This window comes from Bacillus sp. PSXD-155 (assembly GCF_049310765.1).
Lineage (GTDB): Bacteria > Bacillota > Bacilli > Bacillales > Bacillaceae_G > Bacillus_A > Bacillus_A cereus.
In genome coordinates, this window is the sequence record NZ_JBMOWC010000005.1 from 17,734 (window position 1) to 35,678 (window position 17,945).

Sequence of the window (17,945 nt, forward strand, 5' to 3'; positions counted from 1 at the left end):
TTATATCAGCGATTTTCAAAATATATCGATTTACCGACAATAATCGCTAAAACTGGCACCTTATATAATGAGAAAAGGCTGTTCCAACATATGGACAGCCTTTTCCTCTACTTCTTTACTTTTCTAACTCGCCCTCTTATTTCTCCTCTTTTTTGTGATTTCGTATGAACATTAACATATACATTTGCTTGAATAATTTCTTGAAGTAAATGTACAAATGATTTCCCTTGTAAAGGTCCCTCAAAATCCTCCACATTCACTACACCAGTAATACTTCCCTCGTTCAAGCTAATCCCTTGCTCCAGTGGACCATACAAATATAAAACAACAGGGCCAATTTGAGTAGACTTCCCTAAATGAATTTGACACGATGTAACCTTTTCTATATTTTTTAGTATTACTCTGTAATGCAATTTCGTTAAATCATCACTAAAAATAAACTCTGCTACCCCAAAAGCTTCTGTATTTACAGGAGGCACTTCCCTCTTACCTGTTAACCTGGCAAAGAAATGTGTTGTCATAAGGCATTCTCCTTATATAAATTTCCCAGCACTACTTCTACTACTTTATGGTTTAGACATAATCATTTATGACTTTTTCAATTTTAATTACAAAGAAAAGATTCACAAAATCTTTACATTAGATTTGTTCCTTTTGCTTTACCACTTCTTGTATAATGCACATAGCAAAAACATTCTAGGAGGTTATTTTGAAAAAAAACAAACACACCTTTCACACATTATTAGAGATTTTTCTCGTCTCATTTAAATTAGGACTTACTTCATTCGGCGGTCCTGTCGCTCATCTCGGCTATTTTCACCACGAATACGTGCAAAAAAGAAAATGGATGGATGAACGAAGCTATGGAGATTTAGTAGCGCTATGTCAATTCCTTCCTGGTCCTGCCAGCAGTCAAGTCGGTATGGGGGTTGGATTATTACGGGGCGGGCTTTTAGGAGCTATTATTTCATGGATTGGATTCACTTTACCGTCTGTCCTTGTTTTAGTTTTCTTCGCCTCATTCCTTAATCAGTTCGATCTTGGGAGTGCTGGCTGGATTCATGGACTAAAACTTGTAGCAGTCGCTATTGTCGCTCACGCCATATGGGGAATGGCGCAAAAGTTAACTCCAGATCGCAACCGTGCGACGATTGCGATTGTAACTGCCGCAATCGCCTTATTATGGCCAAGTAGCTGGACGCAAGTGATCCTCATTATAATATGTGGCTTTATCGGCTGGTTTTTATATCGCAACCAACCAATTAGCCAATCTCAACATATAAAAGTACCTATTCCAAAAAAGATAGCAGTTTCTTGTCTCGTCTTATTCTTTGGACTCTTACTACTGCTACCAATATTAAGACCGTTCTCTTATTATATCGCTTTATTTGATAGTTTCTATCGCTCTGGCGCACTTGTATTTGGAGGAGGACACGTCTTGCTGCCCCTTCTCGAAGGTGAGTTCGTACAAAACGGCATGATGACGAAAGAACAGTTCCTAGCTGGATACGGATTAACACAAGCAGTACCAGGACCACTATTTACATTCGCCTCTTATATAGGAGCAGTGTTAAACGGGACGATTGGGGCAATACTCGCAACAATTGCAATTTTCTTCCCTGCTTTCTTACTCGTTATTGGTGTTTTACCATTTTGGAACAGCGTGAGAAAAATATCATTCATACAAGGCGCACTACTTGGAGTCAATGCCGCTGTTGTCGGTATTTTAATTGCCGCTTTTTACGATCCCATTTGGACGAGTACAGTTATAAATGCTTCAGATTTCGTTTTCGCTTCGCTTCTTTTTTGCTTACTAGCTTTTTGGAAAACACCACCTTGGGTTATCGTTATACTCGGGGCATTTGGCGGATATGCTCTATCCATTTTATAAATAAAAAACGACGGCATGATGTAGCCGTCGTTTTTCTATTAAAACTTCACAAGCTCTATTCCTTCTGGTAATTCGCTCTCTGTTAAAATACGCAATTCCTTCACACGATCCATTACGTAAGAAGAACGCTTCACAAGCTCTGGATCAATATAAGCTGGATGAACCATAATTTCTACCGTTTGTTCACCTTGTACTCTTTCTTTTAACTTCACAAAGTAATCTTCCGTCACACCATCCGCATAAAAGTCACTGTAAAACACATCAGAAAATGGGCGCACCGCTCTATCTTCCTCACAACGACGAATCGGAACATTATATTTAGCCGCTAATCTCTCAAGAACATCATGTAAAATCGGTAAACCATGCACATGATGATGACTATCTAAATGAGTTGGTGTTAATCCGTAAGATAGGAATTTCTCAATTTGAGCAGTCCACTCTCTCTCAACTTCTTCTGGATTTATATTCCCTTCCCTTACGACACCTTGTTTATGAAACAATCCATCTGTCCCTACAAGTGATGGTACATTCTTTAAAAGTGGTTCTCCTGCTGTTAATACGAGGTGTACTCCTACTCCCAGCGTTTTATACTCTTTTGCTAAATGTACCGCATGCTCTGTCCCCGGCATATTCATCATCATCGTCGTTGAATTTACAATTCCATTTATATGTCCATCAATAATGCCGTAATTTGTACCTTCTGTAAGCCCGAAATCATCTGCATTTACGATTAATTGAATCACTTGAATCCCTCCTACTAATATAAGAAAAAAAGCGGGCTAAATAGCGCCGCTTTTTATTTCTCTACCTTTTTGAAGAATTGTGGAAGATATTCTTTATGTGCTTCCAACATTTCATCTAAAATTTGTTTTGCAACTTTATCTGATGGTACAAGTGGATTGATTGTCATAGCAAGCAGCGCCTTATGATAATCCCCTGTAACAGCAGCTTCAATTGTTGTGCGCTCAAATGATTTAATTTGTTGTACTAAGCCGCGAACTGGTACTGGAAGATCTCCGACCGCAATTGGTTTTGGACCTTCTTTCGTAATAATACAGTTCACTTCAACAGCAGAATCATGTGGTAAGCTTGCAATTGTTCCGTTGTTTCGTGTATTAACAGGCTGGATATCACCTTTATTATTGTAAATAGACGTAATTAAGCTACATGCTGCATCACTATAATAAGCGCCTCCACGTTTTTCTAATTGTGGTGGTTTAATATCTAAGTTCGGGTCTTTATATAACTCGAATAAATCATCTTCTAATTGTTTTACTACTTCTGCACGTGTACCTTTTTCAACCGAAGCTTCTTTCTCTTCTTCTAACATTTCACGTGTTTTGTAGTAGTAACGGTGGTATGGGCACGGAATTGCACGAAGGCCGCGAATAAAGTCTGGCTCCCAGTTAAGCGCTGCAATATTTTCCATCGTAATTTGCTTTTCCGGATCTGTTACAAGCTCTAACACACGATCCATTACACTTACGCCATCTAAATATACGTCTAGTCCGTATACCATGTGATTTAAACCTGCAAAATCAACGTGGACACGACTTGCATCTACTTCCAGTAATCTTGCAAGACCCATGCGAATTCCGATTGGAACGTTACATAGACCGACTACTCTTTGAATATTTGTATAACGAAGAACAGCTTCTGTTACCATACCTGCTGGGTTCGCAAAGTTAATTAACCATGCATTCGGACAAAGCTCCTCCATATCCTTACAAATATCTAAAATAACAGGAATCGTTCTCAGCGCTTTGAATAAACCACCAGGACCATTCGTTTCCTGACCGATTACATCATATTTTAACGGGATCGCTTCATCTTTTGCACGTGCTTCTAATAAACCAACGCGAAGCTGTGTTGTTACGAAGTCAGCATCCTTCAATGCCTCGCGGCGATCAAGTGTTAAATGTACCTCGATTGGTAAACCTGATTTTTTCACCATACGTTTCGCTAAGTTACCAACAATTTCTAACTTTTCTTTTCCTGCCTCAATATCTACTAACCAAATTTCACGAACAGGAAGCTCATCATAACGCTTAATAAATCCTTCAATTAACTCTGGTGTATAACTAGATCCACCGCCGATTGTAGCAATTTTAATTCCAGTCATGCTTTATTCCCCTTTCGCTTCAAGCTTTTTATAAAGATCGATAAACTCTGCTGCTAATTCTTTCACTGTAATCGCATTCATTAAATGATCTTGTGCGTGAATTAAAAGAACACTAACCTCTGTTTTTTCTCCTCTTGCTTCTGATTGTATGAGCTCTGTTTGGAAATGATGCGCTTCATTAATCGCTTCTTTCGCCTTTACCATCGCTTCATCTGCTTCTACCATTTTCCCCTGTTTGGCAAATTGAAGTGCCTCCATCGCAAAGCTTCGTGCGTTACCACTATTTAAAATCAATTGGAATGGAATTTGTTCTGCTGTAGTCATCATAATTACCGCCCTCTCTATAAGGTTCAACCGATTTAAATACCCCTTCAGTTTGAACATGTCTATTAAAGTATGAATTTATTAATGATAGTTTAGTGTTCATATAGATGTTTTTCATCTTTTTGAACATGATATAAAGGTAATTGTTCTCACAGGTATCGTTGTCTATGAGAACAATTACTATGTTACATAGGTACAGAGTTGTTATTTTCTTGTGCTGCTTTCTCAGTACGGATAACTGAACGATCGCATGCGACAACGAATGGGAAGTAAATCGCCATTGCAACAACAAAGTTGAATAATTGTAAAATCGCACCAGAAGGATGTAAACCTGTTACAAGATACCCACTAATAATTGGTGGAACGTTCCATGGAACCATCGCTACTGTTTTTGGTACCCATCCTAAGTAAATTGCTGTATAAGATGTAATAACTAACACAACAGGTGTTAATACGAACGGGATGAATAAAATTGGATTTAATACGATTGGTGTACCAAAGATTACTGGTTCGTTAATGTTAAATGCACCAGGTCCAATTGATAGACGAGATACACCGCGTAATTGTGCACTTTTCGCTACAATTAATACAACTACTAAAAACGCTAATGTTGCACCAGAACCACCAAGATATACGAAAGTATCAAAGAATGGTTTTGTAATAATGTTTGGAACATCAAATGCAGATGTTCCATCTTGGAATAACTTAATATTTTTCTCTAATGCTGGTAAATAAAGTGGCTCAATAATACCACCAACAATATTTGGACCATGTAAACCGAAGAACCAAAGTACATGTACTAATAACGCAATAAAGATTGCACTTGGTAACGTACCCGCTAAACCTTGTAATGGAACTTGTAATGTATTAAAGATATACTCATGAACACTTGTACCTGCTAGTTTTACTGCTAATTGAATACTTGCAATACCTGTTAAAATCACAAATGCTGGAACTAAAGCAGCGAAAGATTTCATTACTGCTGGTGGTACACCGTCAGGCATTTTAATTGTAATGTTTCTTTGAACAAAGAAGCGGAATATCTCCGTTACGAGTATGGAGACAATAAGTGAAACGAACAAACCCTGTGCGCCTGTCCAAAGCATATTTATTCCAGCTTCTTTTGGTGTTGTTGGTGTAAGAATAATTAATGCACCAAACGAAATAATACCTGCTGACAATCCATCAACACCGTAAGATTTTGCTAAGTTATAACTTATGGTAACCGCCACCATCAGAGCTAATACCCCGAAGGACCCTGTCCACATACCAGCACCAATTTGTGTCCAAGTTTCACCGAATAAATCTTTCATAAAATTTTGGAATGCTGGAATTGGTAAACCATTAACTAGTACTGCCATCGAACCAACTAAAATAAGTGGCATAACTGCAATAAATCCATCTCGGATCGCAGCTAAGTGACGTTGCGATCCGATTTTACCAGCAATCGGAACCATGTACTTCTCCATAAATGCAATAAACTTTTGCATTTTACTTCCCCCCTAATTATTTTTTAAGTGTTAATGCGTGATCTAAAACTGCTTCTCCATTCATCATGCCGTAGTGCATTGGATTGATAACGTCGATTCCAACGTTTCTCTCGTCAGCAAGCGTTTTCATTGAAGAAAGCATGTAACGAACTTGTGGTCCTAGTAATAACACATCTGCTTGATCGATATTCGTTTTTACTGCATCCCCAGATACAGCCCAAATCTTTCCTTCTAGACCGCGAGCTTTTGCAGCCGCTTCCATTTTTGTAACTAGTAAACTTGTAGACATCCCTGCTGAGCAACATAATAAAATATTCATTTGAAAATCCCCCTTGTGTAGTATAAAAAATTTATGTTTTATTTATTTTTCTTTACGCTATTTATTAATGCAATTAGCGTGCCAACTTTTTAAAACCACTAAAATCAGTGCTTTTTCGAGCATTTTCTTTGTGTGTTAACGCTTTCAATTAGTGTGTTACTCAAAAAACACACAGTGTGTTATAAAACAACACGCTTTTAACACATAACTGTATGAAAATAGATTAGTGTTTAGTTGTCTAGTTATGCCTAACATAAAAAAACACTAAAAAATTTTTTTATCGTAGAAATCTAGTAAAAAACAACATTTTCTTGAGCTCAGTCTTCTATCTATTCTATTGTCCAAGCAAACTCTACTAAATTACATAAAATAAAATAGAATAAAATAACACAATTCGAAAGGGGATTCCTATGCCAAAACATAGAAAACAAAGCAAAATAAAGATTTATAGAATAACAAGCTATAAAAAAGGTAAGCATTCTGAATTAGACTCTGACAAAATTAAACTAGAACAGCAGGAAACAGAAAATAAGCAAGACAAACATGGTAAACAGGAAAAACAAAATAAACAAGAACAGTTGGAACCCATAATAGAAACAAGTTCACACAACTTAGATGTATGGGATGAAATTTCTTTAAAAGAAATACAAGCTGGTGAACATACAAATTTATTTAAAGAAAAGAGTAATTACCAAAATATTAATTTAGTCCAAGTAAACGATGTTCGCTTATACTTGGACAAGCAACTACAATTCAGCTCCGTCGATGAGCAAATTTATCATGAAGCACTTGTACATCCAATTATGTCAAAAGTAATTGATCCAAAACGTGTTCTCATATTAGGCGGTGGCGATGGTCTTGCCCTGCGAGAAGTTTTAAAATATGAAACTGTACTACATGTAGACCTTGTTGACTTAGATGGATTGATGATTGATATGGCTCGTAATGTTCCAGAATTAGTTTCTTTAAACAAAAGTGCATTTTTTGATAATCGTGTAAATACACACGTATGCGATGCAAAAGAATTTCTAAATTCACCTTCATCTTTATACGATGTAATCATTATTGATTTTCCAGATCCAGCGACAGAGTTGTTAAGTACTTTATATACAAGCGAACTATTTGCTCGTATAGCTACATTCTTAACAAAAGATGGTGCTTTTGTCTGTCAATCTAATTCACCTGCTGATGCACCTCTAGTATATTGGAGTATCGGTAATACAATTGAACACGCTGGATTAACTGTGAAGAGTTATCATACAATAGTCCCTTCTTTCGGAACTGATTGGGGATTTCATATCGCTGCTAATTCTGCACATGTACTCGATCAAATTGAACAATTATATGTAGTACCAACTCCTCGAACATTGCCTTCTCTTCTTTTTCCTTTATTTCAATTTAAAGAAGAACATCTAGAACAACGCAACCTCGCTCTTTTAAATTCAGAATCGAACCTTATCCTACATCAATGCTACAAACAGGAAATGAAGTTTTGACGATATTATAGTAAGGAGTGTTGCCTATGGAATATTCTACTTTTGGCAAGCATATAATAGTAGATTTATGGGGAGTAGATTTTTCTCTACTAGATGATACGCACTTTTTAGAATATCATTTAGTTACAGCTGCAGATTGCTCTGGTGCCCATGTTTTAAACGTAAGTAAAAAAGAATTCCAGCCATATGGTGTTACTGTATTAGTGTTATTATCAGAAAGCCATCTTTCCATTCACACTTACCCGGAACAAAATTTTGCAGCTATTGACTGTTATACTTGCGGTACAACCGTTGAACCACAAATTGCGATTGATTATATCGTAAATATATTAAAACCGGAGCGGATGCATATAAAAAGATTAATTCGTGGTATAGGAGAAATTGTTACTGCCGATTAATTATAACTCTTACTCATCCGGAAAAAGGAGGTTTGTAAATACCATCAGTGGGATAAACATTCCACTGATGGTACAGGCATATACATAAAGTGAAACTTTAATTAGTGGGGGTTTTGTTCATCTCCCACTAATTATTAGTTGAACCAATCGGGCCTTTACGGACAGTTAAGCTCCCTCCTAACTTCCTTGCTCCAGCCACATTTTGAGGTGGGAGTTTTACTGCCCGTTAATGCGGGATAAAAAAACCTTGCATAAGCAAGGTTCATTCATCCACCGACATCTTCCTATATAACTCTACAAACTCACTCGCTAATTCTTTCACTGTAATTGCATTCATTAAATGATCTTGCGCGTGTACCATTAAAAGAGTAACTTCGGTCTTTTCGCCACCAGCCTCTTTCTGGATAAGCTCCGTTTGTACACGGTGCGCCTCTTTTAATTCCTCTAGCGCTTCTTGTAATTTAGCTTCTGCTTCTGTAAACTCCCCACGCTTCGCACAATCAATTGCTTCCATTGAACAACTTCTCGCGTTTCCTCCATGCAAAATTAAATGAAAAGCTTTCGTCTCTATCGTATCCATTTTACTTCTTTACTCCCCCTTTTCTTCTGCTACTTTTTGTTTATCCCATATTTTTAAGAACGGTAAATAAATGAAGAATGCAAGCGCAAAGTTGACGAGTTGTAAAACAACACCTGAAATTTTCCCACCCGATCCTAAATATCCACTGAAAAGAATAGGTGTCGTCCAAGGTACAGCCGCCCCACTCGGACGTGCGACCCATCCCCATTCCATTGCAAAGTAAGAAACAATTGTTAACACAACTGGAACCAATATAAATGGAATTAATAAAATTGGGTTCATTACAATTGGCATACCAAAAGTTACCATCTCATTAATATTAAATATACCAGGCGCGATTGACAATCTCCCTAAACTTTTTAATTGTTGACTTCGTGCAAATAGTAACATTCCGACAACTAGAGCCAGCGTTGCACCAGAACCGCCCATATAAATCCATAAGTCAAAAAACTGTGCCGTAATGGTATTTGGTACATCTTGCCCAGCTTGAAAAGCAACTCGATTTTGATCCATTAACGACAACCAAACAGGGCTCATTACACCACCAACAATAGTAGCACCATGAATTCCACAAGACCAAAGAACATGAACGAGAATAACTGCTATTATTGCGCCCCAAAGACTAGCACCAAGTACACTAAGTGGTTCCTGTAAAATTTGTCCTACAATATTATGGATACTGCCAAAAGAAGTATTTTCTATAATTAAGCGTAAAATCCAAATAACTGTTACAACAATAAAACCTGGAACAAGTGCCGCAAATGAACGCGTGACAGCTGGTGGAACTGTCTCTGGCATCTTTATAATTATCTTTTTTTGTACAATAAACCGATAAAGTTCAGTAGATATAAGTGCAATAATCATTGCTACAAATAACCCTTGGCTTCCCATTAATGCAGCTGGGATAACGCCTTCTACAAGTACACTCTCTTTTGTACTTGGTATAATATATGCAACTTGAAATGGAGTCGCAAGTAAAAACGTCACAAGCGACAATGCCCCGGATGCTAAAGCATCCACTTTATAATACTCTCCAAGCCTGTAAGCGATTCCAAAAACAGCTATTAAAGCCATTATATTAAAAGTTGCACTAACTGGATACCCTAAAGCTCTCTGCCAATTCTCACCAAACAAACCTGCCATAAACTCGTTATATCCCGGTATCGGCAGTGCACTAATAATGAGGAAAAACGATCCAATAATTAAGAAAGGCATCGTTAAAATAATTCCATCTCGAATTGCTTGTAAATGCCTCTGCTCTGCAACCTTCCCTGCCACCGGCATCACATACTTCTCTAAAAACCGTATCATCTATCCCACTCTCCTCATGGTTTCATTGACAAAGCTGCTTGCAAGATAGCTTCTCCATTACAAAGTCCGTAATGGACGGATTGAATAACATCAACAGGTACCCCTTTCTCCTTACATAATTCTTTCATTTTCGGTAATAAATAACGTACTTGCGGTCCAAGTAAAAGGACATCAGCTTTATCAATATGACTATTCACTTCAGAACCTGATACTGCCCAGATTTTCACTTCTATCCCTCTTGCCTCTGCTGCTTTCTCCATCTTTGTAACAATCAAACTGGAAGACATTCCCGCTGCACAGCAAAGCAAAATATTCATTCCGCTTCCCTCCCCCTTTTTCTAAACCTAAGTTATGGTGCATCCCCTGCCACCACTAGGTTACAAATATATATGTCTAGATTTCCTGCTGTATGCCGAGCTTAAAAACAAAAATTTCTTGGTTTTCACGCTATTCCATTTATCCGTATTCTCCTAGTAAAGAGGACTCTAACTCGCTATAATGATTCAGTATGATTTTTTAATTGATAGGAGGATATATTTATGAAGGCATATCGCTTTCCACTTATTTTATTATCTTCTATCCTAATTGGTGGTTTCATTGGTTATTTCATGGGTGCCGATGCAGTTGCTTTAAAGCCGCTTGGTGATATTTTCTTAAACTTAATGTTTACGATTGTTGTACCTCTAGTGTTCTTTAGCATCGCATCGTCTATTGCTAATATGGATGGATTAAAACGTTTCGGTAAAATTATGTCTAGTATGGCTGGGACTTTCTTATTTACAAGTATTTTAGCTGCTATTTTTATGATTATTGTCGTGAAAGTATTCCCGCCAGCACAAGGTGTTGTACTAGAACTAACACAACCTGACAAAGCCGGCAAAGCTGTTAGTGTTGCAGATCAAATCGTCGGTATTTTAACAGTATCTGACTTCTCGAAGTTACTATCTCGTGAAAATATGTTAGCTCTTATTTTCTTCTCTATCTTAATGGGGATTGCAACTTCAGCAGTTGGCGAAAAAGGAAAGCCATTCGCTACATTCCTACAAGCTGGTGCAGAAATTTCAATGAAAGTTGTATCTTTCATTATGTACTATGCTCCAATCGGACTTGCTGCTTACTTCGCAGCATTAGTTGGTGAATTCGGACCACAACTTCTTGGAACTTACTTCCGAGCAGCAATGGTATACTATCCAGCTTCTCTTATCTACTTCTTTGTATTCTTCACGTTCTATGCATACCTTGCAGGTCGCAAACAAGGTGTACAAGTATTTTGGAAGAACATGGTCTCTCCTACAGTTACATCACTTGCAACTTGTAGTAGTGCCGCAAGTATTCCAGCGAACTTAGAAGCAACGAAGAAAATGGGTATTTCTTCAGACGTTCGTGAAACAGTTGTCCTTCTTGGATCTACACTTCATAAAGATGGATCTGTTTTAGGCGGCGTATTAAAAATTGCTTTCTTATTCGGTATTTTCAACATGGAATTCGAAGGACCGAAAACATTAGCAATCGCACTTGTTGTTTCTTTATTAGTAGGAACAGTAATGGGTGCTATTCCAGGCGGTGGTATGATTGGTGAAATGTTAATCGTATCTCTATACGGTTTCCCGCCAGAAGCATTGCCAATTATTGCAGCAATTAGTACAATCATTGATCCACCTGCAACGATGTTAAACGTAACAGCAGATAACGCTTGTGCGGTAATGACAGCTCGCCTTGTAGAAGGTAAGAATTGGATCAAAAACAAATTTGCTTAATAGATAGAAAGAGGATGCTCGTTTAGAGCATCCTCTTTTTGTCGTTATTTGTTGATAAGTTGATATCTCCTCTCGCCACAAATTTGTTACAATCTTCACAAATATTCCACATCCATTATCCATTCTCCGTACTATAATCATGTATGGAAAAGGAGATGGAAATAATGACTCAAAGCGCACCAGAATTTAAAGTTTTGCAAAGCATTGCATTTCTCGCTGTTGTTTTGCAAAGTTCCTTATTATATACAATGAATCAAGGAAATGTCTTACTTGAGCAATCTCTCATTATGGGCATGCTATTCAACCTTGCAAAATTCTCAGCACCAGCATTCATATTTATCGTTGGATTTCACTTAATTCGGCACTATACGAAGCAATTAGTATATAAAGAATATATTTCTGAAAAAGCGACACACTTACTCATTCCTTATTTCTTTTGGTCTATTCTTTACCTATTAACAACAAACGATCTTATTACATTACAAAGTGGAATAAAAAGTTTATTACTCGGAACAGCCGCGCCCCATCTTTGGTACGTTATTATGATGTTCCAAATTCACTTATTGTTCCCTTTACTATGCACACTTTTTTATTGGTTTCAAAAACGAACAGAAAATAAAAAAGACATATATAAATATATGACCTTTTTCGCGTGCCTATATTTTCTATTAATGTGGTTCTCTTCTCACTATATTTTTAATGGAGAAAAATTAACAAGTTCAACAATTTTACATTATACAGATCGATCATTTCTATTCTACTCATTCTATTTCGTTATGGGTGGCATTGCCGCTGTAGCACTAAAAACTTGGCGTCTATTCGTCATGAAACATATCCCGCTTATAACAATATTATTTTTCATCTTATTTTTATTCATCAATTATGAGTTGTTTAGTTTTCACGGAGCAAACTCTATTCATTTAACTGTTTCTACCTATTTAAAACCATCTATGTTTTTATATATCGTATGCGAAATTATCATACTGTATGTGTTATCTATTATGATAGTACAGCGTCGTGGTTTCTTATATAAAACGTTACGTTTCATTGGAAATTACACGTATGGTGCTTATTTAGCTCACTTATTCTTCTTGCAACTATGCACAAAGTTTCTTTCTTTATTCACACTGCAAGAAAATACTATATTATATAGCCTATTACTATTTGTGTTAACGGCTATTATCTCTATTTCAACAATGGTCATTTGTAGCACAATACCATTTCATACTTGGATTACAGGGCCTTCTCCTACAACAAAGATGAAATGGACGAAGGTTGTATTCCGAAAAAATCATAAAAAACTATTCAAGCCATATATTTGATATAATGATACGCATATAAAAAGAAAGCGAGAGACACCTATGATTAATCAAGTTGGACAAATTATGCTATATGTAAATAACCAAGACGAAACAGTACAATTTTGGACAGAAAAAGTAGGGTTCCAAATCATTGCGGAAGAAAATAACGGAAACGGATTCCGCTGGATTGAAATTGCACCGGCGAAAGAAGCAGGAACAAGCATCGTCCTTCACGATAAAGCGTTAATCGCGAAGATGCAACCTGAACTAAACCTTAATACGCCTTCCCTTATGTTCTTCTCAAATGACTTAGACCGTCTATATAAAGATCTTTCTGAGAAAAATGTCACAGTTGGACAGGTTGTAGATTTACCTACTGGTAGAGCATTCAACTTTGCTGATAATGAAAATAATTACTTTGCAGTAATGGAACGTAAATAAAAAAGAAGCTATCCGAAAAAATCGGATAGCTTCTTTCATTTTAAGAAACTTGTTCTACATTCGTTTCTCTATGCTGTATATGGCTCGTAATCCAAGCAATTCCACCGGCAACAACGAGATAACATAACAATATTAAAATTTGCATTTGTAATTGCGACCAATCTCCTAAAGAGATAACATCTTGTAATCCTCTAAGAGAATGAGACATTGGGAGAAACTGTCCAATTTTGCTAAGAACAGCTATGTTTAATTCTCCTGGGAAAGTACCTCCGCTCGTCGCTAATTGCAGGACAAGAAGGGTTACCGCTAAGAACTTTCCAACAAGACCAAATACTGTTACTAACATAAGAATAAATGTCATGAACGTAAAGGAAATAACAATACTTGATAAAACAAAGAGTGGCACACTGGCAACTGCTAATTTCATAACACCTAGCACAACTACATCTACGAGTAGCGCTTGAATAAATCCAATTAAATATACCAATCCTAGTTTATTAATAAAATGTACCGTTCCGCTTACCTTCATATTTTGTCTGCGGCCAAGAGGTAAAATATTCGATGCCATAATTCCGCCAACATAAAATGCAAGTGATAAGAAATATGGCGCAATGCCTGAACCGTAGTTAGGAACGTCAGAAACTGTTGACTTCACTAACTGAACTGGCTCTGAGAACATCGTATTACGTGCATCATCATTACGAACATCCGCTATCTTCTCTGCGCCCTCTCCCAATTTCGTAGAAAGTTCTTTCGCACCATCATCCAGTTTAACAAGTCCATTTGTTAATTTACCAGCACCGTTATTCAGCTCCGTTCCACCACTCGCAAGCTGGTTTACACCTTCTTGCAGGGATGTAAATCCATTTCCCCACTTCGTAAATCCATCAGCCAAATTCGAAGCACCATCTGCTATCTTTTGCGTTCCAGCAGTAGCTTCATTTAACTTAACTCCGAATGTATTTATGCCTTCTTCAATCTTATGTTGACCGTCAGTAAGCTTCTTCGCACCTTGTGTCAATTGTTGTTGGCTATTATTTAAAGTACTTGTTGCTTTAGCTAGTCCATTAGACGTAGCAACAATTTTTTGAAAAGCGGGATCTTGCTGCACTTCTGGATGATTTTTCACGTACTCTTCTAATTGTTGTTTTACACTATTTGCCGCATTGTCCGCTTTCGCTTGCCCTTCAGCAAGTTTTTCATTTCCATTCACCCATTCATTTGTACCAGCACTTAATTCACTAATTCCTGATTGTAACGTTTTTTCACCTTGTGCTAGTAATTCCATACCACTATGAAGTGATGTCGCTCCTTGACTCAGCTCATTTGCTCCCCCGGTTAAAGCAGATTGACTGGATGCAAGCTTTTCACTTCCTTCTTTCAATTTCGATGTCCCATTACTTAAACGATCAATACCATCCGCAAGCTGATTCGCTCCATTTTTTGCATCGGTCGTTCCTTCATGTAACTTCTCAGCACCATTACTTGCATCACTCAATCCTTGTGCCAAATCTTGAAACTTTGAAAAGACACCTTCTGTATAAGATTTCGTAATACTATTTGAGATTTTTGTTTTCATATTTTCAACAGCTGTCGTTCCAATTTGAGCTGCTACAAAGTTTTTACCTGGATTTACTTTGTACTGTAACTTTGCTGGCTCTGGTTTCTCATCCATAAGTGTACTTACCTTTTTAGAGAAATTCTCTGGAATCGTAACAACCATATAATATTTATCTTCTTTTAACCCTTCATCAGCATTTTTTTCTGATACGAAATGAAAAGCCAATTCCTTATTCTCTTTTAAATTTTTAACAAAATCGTCTCCTGCATGAATTGTTTTTTCATCCATCACAGCACCCTTATCTAAATTCACAACTGCAACAGGTAATTTATCTAATTTTCCGTACGGATCCCAATATCCAGCCAAGAAGAATCCTGAATAAATTAACGGAACGATTAATAAAAAAATTAAAGCGATACGTCCATGTTTATGGTGCCACATCGCTTTCCAATCTTTAAATATAAGTTGAATTCCTTTCATGAAACATACTCCTTCTCCTAATTTCAAACCATTACAATGGTTTAACAGATTTACTATACACGTCACTTTCCATACTGTATAATACATCTTTAATTATCAATTCATTCCTTTTGGTCTATAGAAAGGAGATTCGAAATGGAACTGCTCCAGTTAAAATACTTTCAGACAGTTGCACGACTAGAACATATGACAAAGGCAGCTGAAGAATTGCATATCGCGCAACCTTCACTCAGCAAAACAATCGCTAGACTCGAAAAGGATTTAGGCGTCCCTTTATTTGATCGCCAAGGCCGACAGATTACTTTAAATTCTTTCGGAAAAGTATTTTTAAAACGGGTAGAACGTATTTTTCATGAATTAAGTGAAGGGGAACGAGAAATTAAAGATTTAGCCGAATTACAACAAGGCTCTATTACAATGGCCGTTTCTATTCCAAGAATATTACCAGAACTACTAGGTTCTTTTTTACGAGAACATCCTAATGTTCGATTCCAGCAATTTCTTGCGTCTACTCCTTCTATGAAACGACAACTGGAAAATATGGAAATTGACTTTTGTCTTTCCTCTGTACCAGTTGAAGGAGAAGAAATTGTTTGGGAACCACTTATTACAGAAGAAATTTTCTTAGTCGTTCCTTCAGGCCATCGGTTATCAAACCGCGAAAGTATCCACCTGCATGAAGTAAAAGACGAACCGTTTATTAGTATGAATACTGGCTATGGATTTCGGCACTTAACGGATGAATTTTGTAAAGAAGCTGGTTTCACTCCGCATATTGCTTTTGAAGTCGATGAACCGACAGTGATTAGCGACCTCATTAAGCAAGGTCTCGGCATCGCTTTTGTTCCAAATTTAACTTTATTAAAAAACTCTACTTTAGCAGCAAACAAGTTGCGTATTATTGAACCCGCTTGTAAGCGAACCATCGGATTAAGTTGGTCAAAAAAACGATACTTATCAAAAACAGCTCAGCAATTCCGTGAATTCGTGATTGACTACTTCTCTAATATTAGGACGCAAAATTATATCAACCAATAAAAGGTGCCACCCTCATATGGTGGCACCTTTTATTGTTCACTCTTTTTTAATTCCATTTCAGCTAAAAGTGGTAGTACATTATCAAAAATATGCGTATTATTATTTTCACCTGTTACATATCCACCATAATATCTACTAAATACGTTGTCATTTCGGAATGTGGACATATGATCATACAATTCCTTCGCAAACTTTGTATCACCTGTTTGTAGTACGTACAAAATCGTTAGTCCATACGCGGCTGGCGATTCATAATTCACAGTTTGTTTTCCCGTTTCTAAATTGTAACGACCGTATAGCTTTCCATCCTCCTGGAATCTCTTCTTTATAAATTCCAAATAAGCAGCTGATGAAAGACCACCTAAACTTCGATGATATGCAACGTATGATTGGTCAATAAGATTCACTTCTTTATCGTACGTAAATGTACCATCTTCTTTATATTCTTTTGGGAATGCCCAGCCATGCCTTGGATAATCCGCTAAAAATTGAACGATTTCCTGATATTGCTGAGCAGAAACTTTACCGTACTTCTTCATATAAGAGAATGCACGCGGATTTATGTATGATGTTGTTACAAAATTATTTTGTTTCCCTGCATCTGCGTCATAATAATCAACATAATAATTATCTTTTTTATTATAACGAAGTACAGCATCACTTAATTGATCGGCAAGGTTTTTATAACGCTCTTCCTTATACATTTCATAAGCACGATATAATTGTTCTATAATACGAAGATCATCTATAAGTGCATTTGTAGCTGACTGCCTCTCTCCCTTTTCAGAGAGTTTCCATAAAACGATATGATTCTTATATACGAAATTATCTTGAATAACCTTTACTTGCTCATCAAATAACGCCTGGTCATCTTTATCAAGTGTATATTGTAACCATAATCCCGCCGATTCTGATAAAGCTTCACGTCCCTTTGCTTCACCCGTACCTGCCTTAGTATCTACTAAACGATACGTGGCAAGCGTTCCATTTTCATTCACCATATGTCTTAAAATAAAATTTTCTGTACGGTTTCCTTGTAAAGCTGACCAAAATACAATTCCACCTAAAGCGATTAAGAAGATAACTCCAATCCCTATATATAAACGTTTCCGCAATCTTTTCACCTCCCTAGTAAGGCTAACCTTAATTTTATCAGAACATACATAAATTTAAAAAAGACAATCTATTAGATTGTCTCCCCCATTTCTATCCCCCACAAACCTCTTTAGAAGGTTTATATAGCGATTGTACAAGTCGATCATATTCACGACGTGTAATTTCTTTATTATATAGCTTCAATAATAAATCTCTATGCTCTTTTGAAAATGCCATCTTTTTAATGACTTCAGGATACATAAAACACCCTCTCCATTTCACATAAACTTCTTTTTCGAAAAACAGAACTTATGTTCGCATAAAAGATTATAAAAGATTCC

General features: G+C 36.9%; 19 protein-coding genes. 7 read left to right on the plus strand and 12 right to left on the minus strand.

The genetic code is table 11. The features are described from left to right. Nucleotides 1-107: 107 nt before the first annotated feature. Nucleotides 108-521: an exosporium regulatory protein ExsM gene (gene exsM / locus ACO6VI_RS06650; protein ID WP_000207046.1), complete on the minus strand. Its 414-nt coding sequence runs from the start codon at nt 519-521 to the stop codon at nt 108-110. A 188-nt stretch (nt 522-709) separates the two neighbouring features. Here exsM and ACO6VI_RS06655 point away from each other — a divergent pair, with 188 nt between their 5' ends. Further along, nucleotides 710-1,891 (plus strand): chromate transporter, encoded by a 1,182-nt coding sequence (locus tag ACO6VI_RS06655; RefSeq protein WP_161520122.1) that lies wholly within the window; start codon nt 710-712, stop codon nt 1,889-1,891. Nucleotides 1,892-1,929: 38 nt separating this feature from the next. Here ACO6VI_RS06655 and chbG read toward each other — a convergent pair whose 3' ends face one another. The 5 genes from chbG to ACO6VI_RS06680 all read right to left on the minus strand — a co-directional run bounded on the left by chbG (nt 1,930) and on the right by ACO6VI_RS06680 (nt 6,146). Beyond that, nucleotides 1,930-2,634: a chitin disaccharide deacetylase gene (chbG, locus tag ACO6VI_RS06660; RefSeq protein ID WP_088020988.1), complete on the minus strand. Its 705-nt coding sequence runs from the start codon at nt 2,632-2,634 to the stop codon at nt 1,930-1,932. 53 nt (nt 2,635-2,687) lie between these two features. Beyond that, on the minus strand, nt 2,688-4,013 hold the full coding sequence (celF, locus tag ACO6VI_RS06665) for a 6-phospho-beta-glucosidase (protein WP_000145757.1): 1,326 nt from the start codon (nt 4,011-4,013) through the stop codon (nt 2,688-2,690). A gap of 3 nt (nt 4,014-4,016) precedes the next feature. Further along, nucleotides 4,017-4,340, minus strand: coding sequence for a PTS lactose/cellobiose transporter subunit IIA (locus ACO6VI_RS06670; protein ID WP_000989059.1), 324 nt, complete (start codon nt 4,338-4,340; stop codon nt 4,017-4,019). A 182-nt stretch (nt 4,341-4,522) separates the two neighbouring features. Then, the gene (gene celB, locus ACO6VI_RS06675) at nt 4,523-5,827 is read right to left on the minus strand and encodes a PTS cellobiose transporter subunit IIC (RefSeq protein ID WP_001168857.1); all 1,305 of its coding nucleotides are present in this window, start codon (nt 5,825-5,827) and stop codon (nt 4,523-4,525) included. A gap of 16 nt (nt 5,828-5,843) precedes the next feature. Further along, nucleotides 5,844-6,146, minus strand: a complete 303-nt coding sequence (locus tag ACO6VI_RS06680) for a PTS sugar transporter subunit IIB (protein WP_001023569.1) — start codon at nt 6,144-6,146, stop codon at nt 5,844-5,846. A 410-nt stretch (nt 6,147-6,556) separates the two neighbouring features. On the opposite strand from ACO6VI_RS06680, the gene ACO6VI_RS06685 reads away from it, so the two are divergent. Together ACO6VI_RS06685 and speD are read left to right on the plus strand one after the other, a co-directional pair. Beyond that, a complete protein-coding gene (locus tag ACO6VI_RS06685) occupies nt 6,557-7,642 on the plus strand; it encodes a polyamine aminopropyltransferase (RefSeq protein ID WP_088020987.1) in 1,086 nt (361 codons plus the stop codon). A gap of 26 nt (nt 7,643-7,668) precedes the next feature. Beyond that, nucleotides 7,669-8,040 carry an adenosylmethionine decarboxylase gene (gene speD, locus ACO6VI_RS06690; RefSeq protein ID WP_000456838.1) on the plus strand — a complete coding sequence of 124 codons (372 nt, stop codon included), beginning with the start codon at nt 7,669-7,671 and terminating at the stop codon, nt 8,038-8,040. 262 nt (nt 8,041-8,302) lie between these two features. Here the strand turns inward: speD and ACO6VI_RS06695 are convergent, their stop codons facing one another. Genes ACO6VI_RS06695 through ACO6VI_RS06705 form a run of 3 tightly spaced genes read right to left on the minus strand, consistent with a single transcriptional unit; the run spans nt 8,303 to nt 10,248 of the window. Further along, nucleotides 8,303-8,620 carry a PTS lactose/cellobiose transporter subunit IIA gene (locus ACO6VI_RS06695; RefSeq protein ID WP_000379645.1) on the minus strand — a complete coding sequence of 106 codons (318 nt, stop codon included), beginning with the start codon at nt 8,618-8,620 and terminating at the stop codon, nt 8,303-8,305. A gap of 9 nt (nt 8,621-8,629) precedes the next feature. After that, on the minus strand, nt 8,630-9,931 hold the full coding sequence (celB, locus tag ACO6VI_RS06700; protein WP_063549069.1) for a PTS cellobiose transporter subunit IIC: 1,302 nt from the start codon (nt 9,929-9,931) through the stop codon (nt 8,630-8,632). Between the two features lie 14 nt (nt 9,932-9,945). Beyond that, a complete protein-coding gene (locus ACO6VI_RS06705) occupies nt 9,946-10,248 on the minus strand; it encodes a PTS sugar transporter subunit IIB (RefSeq protein WP_001023546.1) in 303 nt (100 codons plus the stop codon). A 222-nt stretch (nt 10,249-10,470) separates the two neighbouring features. Between ACO6VI_RS06705 and ACO6VI_RS06710 the strand changes: the two genes are divergently transcribed. From ACO6VI_RS06710 to ACO6VI_RS06720, 3 genes are all read left to right on the plus strand, one after another. After that, entirely contained in the window at nt 10,471-11,688 is a 1,218-nt protein-coding gene (locus ACO6VI_RS06710; RefSeq protein WP_000649376.1) for a dicarboxylate/amino acid:cation symporter, read from the plus strand. 164 nt (nt 11,689-11,852) lie between these two features. Then, on the plus strand, nt 11,853-13,010 hold the full coding sequence (locus tag ACO6VI_RS06715) for an acyltransferase (RefSeq protein ID WP_000194339.1): 1,158 nt from the start codon (nt 11,853-11,855) through the stop codon (nt 13,008-13,010). A 39-nt stretch (nt 13,011-13,049) separates the two neighbouring features. Beyond that, on the plus strand, nt 13,050-13,430 hold the full coding sequence (locus ACO6VI_RS06720) for a VOC family protein (RefSeq protein WP_000610162.1): 381 nt from the start codon (nt 13,050-13,052) through the stop codon (nt 13,428-13,430). Between the two features lie 40 nt (nt 13,431-13,470). Here ACO6VI_RS06720 and ACO6VI_RS06725 read toward each other — a convergent pair whose 3' ends face one another. Further along, nucleotides 13,471-15,471, minus strand: coding sequence for a YhgE/Pip domain-containing protein (locus ACO6VI_RS06725; protein WP_063549073.1), 2,001 nt, complete (start codon nt 15,469-15,471; stop codon nt 13,471-13,473). Between the two features lie 135 nt (nt 15,472-15,606). On the opposite strand from ACO6VI_RS06725, the gene ACO6VI_RS06730 reads away from it, so the two are divergent. Next, a complete protein-coding gene (locus ACO6VI_RS06730) occupies nt 15,607-16,509 on the plus strand; it encodes a LysR family transcriptional regulator (protein WP_000421919.1) in 903 nt (300 codons plus the stop codon). Nucleotides 16,510-16,538: 29 nt separating this feature from the next. Here the strand turns inward: ACO6VI_RS06730 and ACO6VI_RS06735 are convergent, their stop codons facing one another. Then, nucleotides 16,539-17,624, minus strand: coding sequence for a transcriptional regulator (locus tag ACO6VI_RS06735; protein ID WP_140157117.1), 1,086 nt, complete (start codon nt 17,622-17,624; stop codon nt 16,539-16,541). 91 nt (nt 17,625-17,715) lie between these two features. Further along, the gene (locus ACO6VI_RS06740) at nt 17,716-17,865 is read right to left on the minus strand and encodes a hypothetical protein (RefSeq protein ID WP_000283180.1); all 150 of its coding nucleotides are present in this window, start codon (nt 17,863-17,865) and stop codon (nt 17,716-17,718) included. Between the last annotated feature and the right edge of the window lie 80 nt (nt 17,866-17,945).